General features: G+C 71.6%; 10 protein-coding genes. 4 read left to right on the forward strand and 6 right to left on the reverse strand.

From position 1 onward, the window contains the following. Positions 1–7: 7 nt before the first annotated feature. From ACQP2O_RS23420 to ACQP2O_RS23435, 4 genes are all read left to right on the forward strand, one after another. Entirely contained in the window at positions 8–1,021 is a 1,014-nt protein-coding gene (locus tag ACQP2O_RS23420; protein ID WP_433188923.1) for an ABC transporter permease, read from the forward strand. Continuing rightward, positions 1,018–2,070: an ABC transporter ATP-binding protein gene (locus ACQP2O_RS23425; protein ID WP_433188926.1), complete on the forward strand. Its 1,053-nt coding sequence runs from the start codon at positions 1,018–1,020 to the stop codon at positions 2,068–2,070. Before ACQP2O_RS23420 ends, ACQP2O_RS23425 begins: the two co-directional genes overlap by 4 nt. Positions 2,071–2,146: 76 nt before the next feature. After that, complete coding sequence (locus ACQP2O_RS23430; RefSeq protein WP_433188928.1) at positions 2,147–3,235, forward strand: ABC transporter ATP-binding protein; 1,089 nt, start codon at positions 2,147–2,149, stop codon at positions 3,233–3,235. 129 nt (positions 3,236–3,364) lie between these two features. Continuing rightward, complete coding sequence (locus tag ACQP2O_RS23435; protein WP_433188931.1) at positions 3,365–5,080, forward strand: ABC transporter substrate-binding protein; 1,716 nt, start codon at positions 3,365–3,367, stop codon at positions 5,078–5,080. A 27-nt stretch (positions 5,081–5,107) separates the two neighbouring features. On the opposite strand, the gene ACQP2O_RS23440 is transcribed toward ACQP2O_RS23435, so the two are convergent. The 6 genes from ACQP2O_RS23440 to ACQP2O_RS23465 all read right to left on the reverse strand — a co-directional run bounded on the left by ACQP2O_RS23440 (position 5,108) and on the right by ACQP2O_RS23465 (position 12,156). Continuing rightward, complete coding sequence (locus ACQP2O_RS23440) at positions 5,108–7,621, reverse strand: ABC transporter permease (protein WP_433188934.1); 2,514 nt, start codon at positions 7,619–7,621, stop codon at positions 5,108–5,110. Beyond that, the gene (locus ACQP2O_RS23445) at positions 7,618–8,412 is read right to left on the reverse strand and encodes an ABC transporter ATP-binding protein (protein WP_433188937.1); all 795 of its coding nucleotides are present in this window, start codon (positions 8,410–8,412) and stop codon (positions 7,618–7,620) included. Before ACQP2O_RS23445 ends, ACQP2O_RS23440 begins: the two co-directional genes overlap by 4 nt. Positions 8,413–8,620: 208 nt before the next feature. After that, complete coding sequence (locus ACQP2O_RS23450; RefSeq protein ID WP_252783550.1) at positions 8,621–9,298, reverse strand: response regulator; 678 nt, start codon at positions 9,296–9,298, stop codon at positions 8,621–8,623. Beyond that, the gene (locus tag ACQP2O_RS23455; protein WP_433188941.1) at positions 9,299–10,486 is read right to left on the reverse strand and encodes a sensor histidine kinase; all 1,188 of its coding nucleotides are present in this window, start codon (positions 10,484–10,486) and stop codon (positions 9,299–9,301) included. It abuts the gene before it with no gap. Between the two features lie 75 nt (positions 10,487–10,561). Further along, a complete protein-coding gene (locus tag ACQP2O_RS23460; RefSeq protein WP_433188944.1) occupies positions 10,562–11,191 on the reverse strand; it encodes a 3'-5' exonuclease in 630 nt (209 codons plus the stop codon). A 53-nt stretch (positions 11,192–11,244) separates the two neighbouring features. Further along, positions 11,245–12,156: a RecB family exonuclease gene (locus ACQP2O_RS23465; RefSeq protein ID WP_433188947.1), complete on the reverse strand. Its 912-nt coding sequence runs from the start codon at positions 12,154–12,156 to the stop codon at positions 11,245–11,247. Positions 12,157–12,196: the final 40 nt, after the last annotated feature.

Below are 12,196 nucleotides of genomic sequence, written 5' to 3' on the forward strand. Positions count from 1 at the left end.
GGGCACTGTGGTCACATTCCTCATCCGGCGTCTGCTCGCCGCGATCGCGTTGCTCGTCATCGTGAGCATGGTGACGTTCGCGATCTTCTTCCTCGTGCCGAGGCTGACCGGGGCCACCACCGCGGACCTCGCGTCCCGGTACGTCGGCAAGAGCGCCGGTCCGCAGGCGGTCCACGAGGTCGAGATACGGCTCGGGCTGAACAAGCCGCTGGCGATCCAGTACTGGAACTTCGTCAAGGGCATCATCATCGGCGCCCACTATGACGCCGGCCCCTCGAAGGTCTGGTGCGGGCCGCCGTGCTTCGGCTACTCCTTCATCAACCAGACGCCGGTCTGGCCGACACTGCTCGACCGGGCTCCGATCACCCTCTGGCTCGCGGCCGGCGCGGCGATCATCTGGCTGCTGTTCGGCGTCTCGGCGGGCGTCGTGTCCGCGCTGAAGCGGGGCACGGTCGTCGACCGTCTCTCGATGGGCCTCGCGCTGGCCGGAGTGTCGCTGCCGATCTACTTCACCGGCCTGCTCTCACTGGCCATCTTCCGCGACAAACTCGAATGGTTCCCCGACGCCGGAACCTACGTCGGATTCACCGACAATCCGCTCCAGTGGGCGTCGAACCTGGCCCTGCCCTGGGTCACCCTCGCCTTTCTCCAGGCGGCGCTGTACGCCCGGCTCACCCGGGCGGGCATGCTCGAGACGATGGGGGAGGACTACATCCGGACGGCGCGCGCCAAGGGCCTGCCCGAGCGCACCGTGATCGTCCGGCATGCGCTGCGGGCCACGCTCACCCCGGTGCTGACCATCTTCGGCCTGGACCTGGGCATGCTGCTCGGCGGCGCGGTGCTCACCGAGAGCACCTTCTCCCTGCCCGGGCTGGGCAAGTTCGCCATCGACTCGATCAGGAACAACGACCTCCCGAGCGTGCTCGGCGTGGTCATGCTCGGTGCGTTCTTCATCGTGCTGGCCAACCTCATCGTGGACGTCCTGTACGCGGTGATCGACCCGAGGGTGAGGCTGTCGTGACCGAGGACCAGACCGCCGCCCCGGCGGCGCCCCGGGCCTTCCTGGAGGTCCGGGACCTGCGCATCCACTTCCCGACCGACGACGGCCTGGTCAAGTCCGTCGACGGGCTGTCGTTCAGTCTCGAACGCGGCCGCACGCTCGGCATCGTCGGCGAGTCCGGCTCGGGCAAGAGCGTCACCAGCCTCGGTCTGCTCGGCCTGCACAACCGCCGCAACGCCAAGGTCTCCGGCGAGATCTGGCTGGACGGTGAGGAGGTCGTCGGCTCCTCCCCGGAGCAGGTCCGCCGCATGCGCGGCCGGAAGATGGCGATGATCTTCCAGGACCCGCTGTCGTCGATGCACCCGCTGTACACGATCGGCGCCCAGATCATCGAGGCGTACCGGATCCACAACAACGTCAGCAAGGACGTCGCGCGCAAGCACGCGATCGACATGCTGGGCCGGGTCGGCATCCCGCAGCCGGACCGGCGCGTCGACGACTACCCGCACCAGTTCTCCGGCGGCATGCGGCAGCGCGCGATGATCGCCATGGCGCTGTCCTGCGACCCCGAGCTGCTCATCGCCGACGAGCCCACCACGGCGCTCGATGTGACGGTGCAGGCGCAGATCCTCGACCTGATCCGCGACCTGCAGGAGGAGTTCGACTCCGCCGTCATCATGATCACCCATGACCTGGGCGTGGTCGCCGAGCTGTCCGACGACATCCTCGTGATGTACGGCGGACGGTGCGTGGAGTACGGCTCGGCCGAGGACATCTTCCACCGGCCCGAACACCCCTACACCTGGGGCCTGCTCGGCTCGATGCCGCGCCTGGACCGCGACCGGTCCGAGCGCCTGCTGCCCATCAAGGGCTCCCCGCCCAGCCTCATCAACGTCCCGGTCGGCTGCGCGTTCAGCCCCCGCTGCGCCTACGCTGAGCTCAACCAGGGTCGCAGTGAGACCGAGCGGCCGGAGCTGCGCGAGATCGCGCCGGGCCATCGGGTCGCCTGCCACCTCGCCAGAGACGACCGGCGGCGCATCTGGAACGACGAGATCCGGCCGAGGCTTTGAGCAACAGCGGCGGCCGCGCGGCGCCGGCGGTCGACGGACGGCACCGGCCCGAGGGCCGGAGTGAACTGGAGAGACAGTGACTACACCCGACAGCGAGGTCGTGGCGGAGCAGCGGCCGGCCGACGACGGCGACGCGCTGCTGGAGGTCCGTGGGCTGCGCAAGCACTTCCCGGTGACCCGCGGCGCGGTGGTCAAGCGCCAGGTGGGCGCGGTCAAGGCGGTCGACGGCATCGACTTCACGGTGCGGCCGGGCGAGACGCTCGGCCTGGTGGGGGAGTCCGGCTGCGGCAAGACCACCACCGGACGGATGATCACTCGTCTGCTGGAGCCGTCGGACGGCCAGATCATCTTCGAGGGCCAGGACATCACCCACGTCTCCCAGGGGAAGATGCGGCCGCTGCGGCGCGACCTGCAGATGATCTTCCAGGATCCGTACTCGTCGCTGAACCCGCGCAAGACCGTCGGCTCGATCATCGGCGCGCCGTTCCGGCTGCAGGGCATCGAGACCGAGAACGGCGTGAAGCGGGCCGTCCAGGACCTCCTCGAGGTCGTCGGGCTCAACCCCGAGCACTACAACCGATACCCGCACGAGTTCTCCGGCGGTCAGCGCCAGCGCATCGGCATCGCCCGCACCCTCGCCCTGCGGCCCAAGCTCATCGTCGCGGACGAGCCGGTCTCCGCGCTCGACGTGTCGATCCAGGCGCAGGTGGTCAACCTCCTGGAGGACCTGCAGGAGGAGTTCAACCTCACCTACGTCGTCATCGCCCACGACCTGTCGGTGGTGCGCCACATCTCCGACCGGGTCGGCGTGATGTACCTCGGCAAGATGGTCGAGATGTCCGACGGCAAGGGCCTGTACGAGAGCCCGATGCACCCCTACACCGTCGCGCTGCTGTCGGCGGTCCCGGTCCCCGACCCGACCAAGCGCAAGGGCCGCGAGCGCGTCCGGCTGCAGGGCGACGTGCCCAGCCCGCTCAACCCGCCGCCGGCCTGCCGATTCCACACGCGGTGCTGGAAGGCCCAGGAGATCTGCGGCAAGGTCGAGCCGCCGCTCGTCGAGATCCTTCCCGGGCATCGCGTCGCCTGCCACTTCCCGGAGAACGCGCCGGAGGGCGCGGGCGAGAAGGTCACCAAAGCGGCCGAGGAGGCCGGCCTCGCCGACTAGGGCGGCCACCGGATCGCACGCCCGCCCCCGCGCCGCCGACGGCGCGGGGGCGGGCGTTTCTCATGAAGGTGGCGAAGCTCTCACGGCATGCGCTTGGTGCAAACATGCACTCGTTGCAATGATTTACGTGTGAGAGGTAGATTCGCGGCCTGCGCCGTCCTCCTCGTGCTCGGCGTCGCCGCCTGCGGCGGCGGACGTGGCACCGTGCGCCCCGGCACGTCGTACGACCAGGCGTCGTCCCGGGTCGTACGCCCGTCGACGGCCCGCGGCGGCACCCTGCGCCTCGCCGTCACCGACGCCCCGGTCTCTCTCGACCCCGGCGACATCGGCCTGGCCTACGAAGCGGACCTCGCCCGCCTGTACGCCCGCTCCCTCGTCACCTACGCGCCGGCGCCCGGAGCGGCGGGCCTGCGCCTCGTCCCGGACCTGGCCGAGAGCCTCGGGCGGCCGAGCGACGGCGGCCGCACCTGGACGTACCGGCTGCGGCGCGGCCTCACGTACGAGGACGGCACCCCCGTCCGGGCACGCGACGTCAAGTACGCCGTCGCCCGCAGCGGCTACACCGCCCAGCTCACCCACGGGCCTCGCGACCTGCGCGAGGCGCTCGCCGGCACTTACTGGGGGCCCTACCTCGACCGCGACCTGGACCACTTCACCGGCGTCACCACCCCGGACGACCGTACGGTCGTGTTCCATCTGCGGCATCCGGACTTCGACTTCGACCAGCTGGCGGCGAGTCCGCAGACCGCGCCCGTGCCCCCGGCGAAGGACACCCGGCTCGCCTACGAGAAGCACCCCCTGTCGACAGGGCCCTACCGCTTCGCGCGCCACGACGTCGGCACGGGCTTCACGCTCGTCCGCAACCCGCACTGGCGCGACGACCCGAACCGCGCGGCCCTGCCCGACCGCATCGAGGTGACCGAGAGGGTCGCCGCCGCCGACCTCGACTCCCGGCTGCGCGCCGGGTCCCTCGACGCCGACCTGGCCGGTGCCGGGGTCCAGCCGGATGCGCGCACCGCGATCCTCGCCTCGCCCGCGGCGAGAGCACGGGCGGACGACCCGCCGACCGGGCTGGTGCGCTATGCCGCGCTGTCGACCGGCGTCGAACCGTTCGGTGACGTCCACTGCCGCCGCGCCGTCCAGTACGCCGTCGACCGGTCCGCAGTCCAGCACGCCTATGGCGGCCCCGCCGCGGGCGCCCCGGCCACGAACGTGCTGCCGCCCACCGTCACCGGGTACCGTCCCGCCGACCCGTACCCCCGTGACCTCGCGCGGGCCCGGCGGGAGCTGCGGGCGTGCGGCCGCCCCGGCGGGTTCACCACGGGCATCGCCGTACGCGGGGACCGCCCGGGCGACGTCGCCGCCGCCCAGGCCCTGCGAAGGTCCCTGGCGGACGTCGGCATCGGCGCGCAGGTCACCACCCTGTCGGCGTTCCAGTGGGGCAGCACCGCCGGGTCGCCCGCTTACGTCCACCGGCACGGCCTCGGCGTCCTCATCGACGCCTGGGCCGCGAACCGGCCCACCGGCTACGCCTTCCTGCGGCCCCTGACCGGCCCCATCGCGAAGGTCAACAACCCGAACCTCATGGAACTGAGCGACCCGCACGTCGACCGGATCCTGACCGAGGGGGCCGGGACCTCCGACGACCGGCGCCGGGCGGACGCGTGGGCCGAGGCCGACCGCGCCGTCATGGAGTCGGCCGCCTTCGTGCCCCTCCTCGCCGAGAAGACCGTGCTGTACCGGCCGGACACCCTCACCGGCGTCTACGTCCACCCGGCCTACGGGACGTACGACTACGCCGCGCTCGGCCTGCGGCCCGGTCCCCGGACGACGGCGTCCCCCTGACCGTGCGGTCAGGGGGACGGCCCGGACTCACTCGAAGGCGATCGCCTTCAGCACGTCCATCCGGGAGGCCCGCCAGGCCGGCCAGAGCGCCGCGAGGACGCCGATGACCGCCGCCAGGACGACGTAGCCGATGAGGGTGGAGACCGGCACGCTCAGGACGTTCACGCCCTGGTCGCTGACCGCCCGCTGCACGCCGATCCCGAAGATCACGCCGATACCGATGCCGAGCACCGCGCCGAACAGCGCGATCAGCACCGACTCCAGGCGGATCATCCGGCGCGTCTGCCGGCGGCTGGTGCCGATGGCCCGCAGCAACCCGATCTCCCGCGTCCGCTCGATCACCGACAGCGCCAGGGTGTTGATGATCCCGAGCCCGGCGATGATGATCGACAGCGCCAGCAGCACCGTCAGCAGCGTCACGAACTGGTCGACGCTCTTCTGGACGCTCTTCTTCACGTCCGACTGATCCTGCACCTGCAGGTCGGGGTAGGCGCTCAGCGCCTGCTCGATGCCCTTCTTCGTGGCGGCGTCGGCCTTCGTCGTCTTGATCATCAGGCCGGTGCCCGTCGGACGGTCCGTGTGCGCCAGGTACGCCGGCAGCGCCAGCACCCGCGAACCCAGGAGCGGATTCTTGGCGTACACGCCGGCGACCCGTATCGAGGCGGTCTTCCCGTCGGGGAAGCGGACGGGGACCGTCGAACCCACCTGAAGATGGTCGGAGGTGGCGGTCGGCTCGGCCACCAGCAGACCGTCGTCGCCGAGCTCCGTCGAGCCGGACACCAGCGACAGCTTGGCCGTCTGCTTCAGGTCGTCGGGGCGGTCGGTGGCCAGGAACGACTGCGCCTTCTTCCCGACCGCGAACCGGCCGGAGTACAGCGCCGTGACCAGTTCGACGCCGGGCACGGACCGCACCGCCTGCGCGGGCTCGGCCGGGCTGAACGCCCGCGCCGTCGCGGAGACCATGTAGTCGGCGGCGAAGCTCTTGTCGACCTGCCGGGAGATCGACGCCTTCGCCGACGCGCTCATCACGTTGATCCCGCTGACCAGCGCCAGCCCGATCATCAACGCCGACGCGGTCGCCGCCGTACGGCGCGGGTTGCGCAGGGCGTTCTGCTTCGCCAGGCGGCCCGGCGTGCGGAACAGCCGTGGGTAGACCGCGCCGACCACCTTCACGACCGGGCGCGCGATCACCGGCGCGAGCATCGCCACGCCGAGGAAGACCAGCGCCAGGCCCACGCCCAGCAGCGCCAGCCCCGACCCGCCGAGCCCGAGCCCGGCGAGCACGACGCCGGCGACGGTCAGCAGCGACCCGATCAGCACACGGATCCGCAGCGACCGCTGAGGCATGGCGACGTCGTCGCGCATCGCGGCGACCGGCGGGATCTTCGCTGCCCGGCGGGCGGGGAAGTAGGCCGCCACGACCGTGACCACCATGCCGATCGCGTACGACCAGACCACCGGCTTGTAGGTGAGGGCCAGTCCACCCGAGAAGTCGGCGCCGAGCGCCTTGAACAGCTGCCGCAGCAGCAGCGCGAGGCCCACGCCGGCGGCCAGGCCCATCGTCGAGCCGACGAACCCGACGCCGATCGCCTCGCCGAGCACCGCGCGGGTGACCTGCCGGCGCGAGGCGCCCACGGCGCGCAGCAGCGCCAGCTCGCGGGAGCGCTGGGCCACGAGCATCGAGAAGGTGTTGAAGATGATGAACGCGCCGACGAAGATCGAGATCACCGCGAACACCAGCAGGAACGTCCGGATGAACGAGAGGATGCGCCCGACCTCGCTCTTGTTCTCGTCGCGCATCTTCGTGCCGGTGATCGCCTCGTAGTCCGGCGACGGCAGCACCTGCTGGATCCGGTCGCGCAGCGCCGTCTCGGAGACGCCGCCCTGCGCGGTCACGGTGATGTCGCTGAACCGCCCCGGCTTCAGCAGCAGCCGCTGCGCGGTGCGCTGGTCGAAGGCCGTGACCGTGGCGCCCATGAGGTTGCCGGAGTCGACGACCCCGACGACCGTGACGGTCTGCGGCGGCCCCTGGACGATGACGCGGGTCTGATCCCCGACCTTCAGGCCGGCCTTGGCGGCCGCCTTGTCGTCGATGGCGACCTCGCCCGGGCCGGTCGGGCCGCGTCCCGCCTTCAGCGGGAAGTCCTTGTTGTCCGGGTCCCAGTCGGTGCCCAGCTGCGGCGCCCCGGACCCGCCGACCACCTTGCCGTTCTTGCCGACCAGGGCGGCGAAGCCGCCCACCGAACCGTGCACCCGCCCCACGCCCGGCACCTTGGTGATGGTCGTCACCAGGGACCCGGGGAGCGTCGGCGCCTCGGCGCCGTTCTCGCCGTCCCCGCCGTCGACGACCTTCTTCGGCCGGACCTGCACCGCGACGCCCTTGCCGGTCTTGGAGAACAGCTGGTCGAACTGGCGGCTCATCGTGTCGGTGAACACCAGGGTCCCGGCGACGAACGCCACCCCGAGCACGACCGCGAACGCCGTCAGCGCCAGGCGTAGCTTGTGCGCGACCAGGTTGCGCACGGTGACCTTGAGTATCACCGGGAGCCGACCCCCGGCAGCTCGAAGCCCTTCATGCGCTCCAGGACCTTCTCCGCCGTCGGATCCGCCATCTGGTCGACGAGGCGCCCGTCGGCGAGGAACAGCACCAGGTCCGAATAGGCCGCGGCCACCGGGTCGTGCGTCACCATGACGACCGTCTGGCCCATCTCCCGCACCGCGTTGCGCAGGAACGACAGGACCTCCGCGCCCGAACGGGAGTCCAGGTTGCCGGTCGGCTCGTCCGCGAAGATGATCTCCGGGCGGCCGACGAGGGCACGGGCGCACGCGACCCGCTGCTGCTGACCGCCGGACAGCTCGCTCGGCCGGTGCTTCAGCCGGTCACGCAGCCCGATCGTGTCGATGACGGTGTCCAGCCACGCCTGGTCCGGCTTACGGCCGGCGATGTCCAGCGGCAGCGTGATGTTCTCCAGCGCCGTCAGCGTCGGCACGAGGTTGAACGCCTGGAAGATGAACCCGATCCGGTCCCGCCGCAGCCGCGTCAGGCGCTTGTCGTCCAGCCGGGTCAGATCGACGTCCCCGATGAACACCCGCCCGGCGCTCACCGCGTCCAGACCCGCCATGCAGTGCATGAGGGTCGATTTCCCCGACCCGGACGGCCCCATGATCGCGGTGAACCGGCCCGCGGGCAGATCCACCGACACCTCGTTCAGCGCGACGACCTTCGCGTCACCCCGGCCGTACTCCTTGGTGATCCGCTCGGCGCGCGCGGCCGGCGCGGCGACGACGGGACCGGGCGGACCGCCGGTCACGGGGGAGGGGATATCGGTCACGGAAGAGGCTCCCTGCTCGCATGTCGGGGGTGTCGCAGATGAGACTAAGACGCGGCGCGAACGGTTTCGTCGGCCCTGCGAACGGGAGCATGATTCCACCCCCAGACGGAGCGATCCGGCCGTCTCCTCCTGCGGGAGGAGACCCTCTCGGAGGAGTGACCTCGGGGAGCGGCCCCAGGGGAGCGGCCCCCGGGAAGCGGCCCGCCGGCTATCCCTGGCCCGGCTGGGTGAGGCCCGTCTCGTAGGCGAACACGACGGCCTGCACGCGGTCGCGCAGCCCCAGCTTGGCGAGAAGGTTGCCCACGTGGGTCTTCACCGTCGTCTCGCTGACCACCAGCTCCGCCGCGATCTCCGCGTTCGACAGCCCCCGGGCGACGTGCCGCAGCACCTCCAGCTCCCGCTCGGTGAGCATCCGCAGCCCGCGCGGCGGCGCCGTCTCCCGCACGGCCGGCAGCCGCGTCGCGAACTTGTCCAGCAGCCGCCGCGTCACGCTCGGCGCGACGATCGCGTCACCGGCCGCCACGATCCGGATCGCGGTCACCAGATCCTCCGGCGGCGCGTCCTTCAGCAGGAACCCGCTGGCCCCCGCCCGTACCGCCTCGACGACGTACTCGTCCAGGTCGAACGTGGTCAGGATCAGCACCCGCGGATCGTGCGTCGCCGCGCCCTCCCGGACGATCCGCCGCGTCGCCTCGATCCCGTCGACGCCCGGCATCCGGATGTCCATGAGGACCACCTCCGGCAGGAGCGTCCGGGTGAGCTCCACGGCCTGCGCGCCGTCGCCCGCCTCGCCGACCACCGCGATATCCGGCTCCCCCTCGAGGATGAGCCGGAAGCCGGTGCGCAGCAGCGGCTGATCGTCGACGAGGAGCACCCTGATCGTCACCTAGACCTCCAAGGGGAAACGGGCGCGGACTTCGAAGCCACCGCCGGAGCGTGGCCCGATCCGCAGATCGCCACCATAAAGGGCGACGCGTTCGCGCATGCCCACCAGCCCATGCCCACGGCTGCCGTTGGACTGTCCAAGCCCGGCCGCCAGCCCCCGGCCGTCGTCCTCGACCTCCACCGTCAGGTGGCGGTCGGTGAAGTGAATGCGCACCCACGCCCGCGCCTGCGGGCCGGCGTGCTTCAGCGTATTGGTCAGCGCCTCCTGGATCAGCCGGAACGCCGCGAGGTCGACGCCCGGCGACAGCGACCGGCTCTCCCCCTCGATCCACAGCTGCACCTGCATCCCCGTCTCCCGCAAGTGATCCACCAGCTCGCCGACGTCGCTCACCCCGGGTTGCGGCGAAAGCTCCCCGCGCACCGGCTCGGCCTCCGTCCGCAGGACCCCCACCACACGCCGCATCTCGCCCAGAGCCGTACGCCCCATCTGCTCGATCGTCGTCAGCGCGTCCCGTACGGCGTCCGGATCCCGCTCGAGGATCCGCCGCGCCGCACCCGCCTGCACGGTCATCACGCTGACGTGGTGGGCCACCACGTCGTGCAACTCCCGCGCGATGCGCGAACGCTCCTCCGTGCGCGCAGCCCGCGAGTCGGCCTCCCGCGCCCGTTCCAGACGCCGCGCCCGGGCCTCGAGCTCGTCCAGGTACGCCCGGCGCAGCCGCAGGCTCCGCCCCAGCCACCAGACGCCGATGAACAGGATCGAGTTGGTCACCGTCGGCCAGAAGTCGGCGCCCAGCGAGATCAGCATCCCGATCAACGCCATCAGCGTCGCCGCACCGGCCGGAAGGCTCGTCGCCAGCCCGCGATGCGCCGCGACCGTGTACGTGGCGATGAGCAGGGCCACGGCGGGCGCCGAGATGTCGTACCCCGCCGCCGTCAGCGCCAGGCACACGCCCGTCGCGAACGCCAGCACCACGACCGGGGCCCGCCGCCGCACCGTGAGGGCCAGCAGGGCCATGGTGCCCAGCACGAGGCTGAAGGCGTCCGGCCGCGTCCCCGTCGCGGTGTCGTCTCCCTGAAGCGTGGCCGCGGACAGGAAGGCCGCCGCCATTAGAACGGACATCACCGCATCCGCCATGATCGGATGCGCCTCCAGCCACGCGCGGCGACCACGGATGAGCTCGGACACACCCACACGTTAGGGCGTGTGGCCGGATGTGGTCCCCTCCTGCGCGCGGATCCCGTCTCCTCCTGCGGGAGGAGGTCACCCGTCCTCCGGGGTGTTCCAGGCCATCAGGTTCTGCAACAGCTCGGCCTGCTCCATCGCGTCGTCGAGCGCGTTGTGCGTGTGCGGCCGCCGGGACAGCAGGTGACGCGGCATCCTCCCCTTGACCGACCGGGTCACCGTCTCCCCGGACCTGGCGGCGTACAGCGTCTTGAGGTCCAGGAAACGCGAGTGCCCGAACGGCGATCCCGTCTCGGCGAACCTCACGAAATACCAGTAGAGGAACATCCAGTCGAAGCCGAGCGGATACGCCGCGAAGACCGCCTTGCCGCCTTCCGCCGCCGTGACCTCCCGTACCCAGCGTGCCGCCGCCGACATCGCCTCCGCCGGGTCACGGCCCTCCCGGATCAGGCGGTCACGATCCAGGCCGCTGACCGCCAGCGCGTCCGCGTCGTAGGAATCGCTGATCGGCCGCAGCTCGGCGTAGAACGTCGTCGCCTCCGGATCCCGGCGCACGAACGCGCGGCCGTCGTACGTCCCCGCGACCGTGAGCCCGAAACTGATCATCGAGTACGGGCCGGGGATCGGGCCGTCGGCCTCCACGTCGGCCGAGATGTACACATCCGGGGCGGACCGGCCGCCCGGCCGCGACGTCTCGTTCCGGCTCATGGCAGCAGATCATGCCCCTGACAGGGCACACCGGTCACCTGGTTTTCCGGCCCTCAGACGTCGTCGCGTGGGTCGCGTGGGGACACCTCGTCCCGCAGCGCCGCCGCTCCCGCGGGCGCGGCCGGCAGCGGCGGGGGCTCGCCCCCGAACGAAGGGCAGCGCTGCTGATGGTCGCACCAGTCGCACAGTCGGCTCTTGCGCGGCCGCCACTCACCGGAGTCCATCGCCCGGCGGATCGCCTGCCACAGCGCGTCGACCTTCCGCTCGGTCGCCCGCAGGTCGGCCTCGTCCGGGGAGTAGCGCAGGATCTCACCGTTGCCGAGATACATCAGCTGCAGCAGCCGCGGCACCGTGCCGCGCAGCCGCCACAGCACCAGCGCGTAGAACTTCATCTGGAACAGCGCCCGCGCCTCGAAGTCCGCGCTCGGCGCCCGGCCCGTCTTGTAGTCGACGACCCGCACCTCGCCGGTCGGAGCGACGTCGAGCCGGTCGATGTAGCCCCGCAGCTGCAGCCCCGAATCCAGGACCGTCTCCACGTACAGCTCACGGCTCGCCGGCTCCAGCCGCCGCGGATCCTCCAGCGCGAAGTAGCGCTCGACCATCGTCCGCGCCTCCGCCAGCCACTCCGCGCGGGCCGCCTCGTCGTCCGCGCCGCCCTCGCCGTCGAAGAGGGTCGCCAGCTCCGGCTCCTCGGCCAGCAGCCGATCCCACTCCGGCCCCAGCAGCTCCAGCGCCGCCGCCGGCGTCCGCCCCGCCGCCGGGATGTCGTACAGCCGCTCCAGCACCGCGTGCACGAGCGTGCCGCGCACGGCCGCCGGACTCGGCCGCTCCGGGATCCGGTCGATCACCCGGAAGCGGTACAGCAACGGGCACGTCATGAAATCACCCGCCCGCGACGGGGACAACGTGCCGATCACGCTGGCGTCGCCGCCCGAACGGGCCGCGCCGGTCTCGATCGCCGTCATGCCCGCAACCCTAGGGGAGACCCGCGACAGAATCGGGCCG

Source organism: Actinoallomurus sp. CA-150999 (assembly GCF_050942425.1).
Classification (GTDB): domain Bacteria; phylum Actinomycetota; class Actinomycetes; order Streptosporangiales; family Streptosporangiaceae; genus Actinoallomurus.

Coding starts and splice junctions, on each gene's coding strand:
- ACQP2O_RS23465 (WP_433188947.1), bottom strand. CDS start 12,156: ATGACGGCGATCGAGACCGGCGCGGCCCGTTCGGGCGGCGACGCCAGC.
- ACQP2O_RS23460 (WP_433188944.1), bottom strand. CDS start 11,191: ATGAGCCGGAACGAGACGTCGCGGCCGGGCGGCCGGTCCGCCCCGGAT.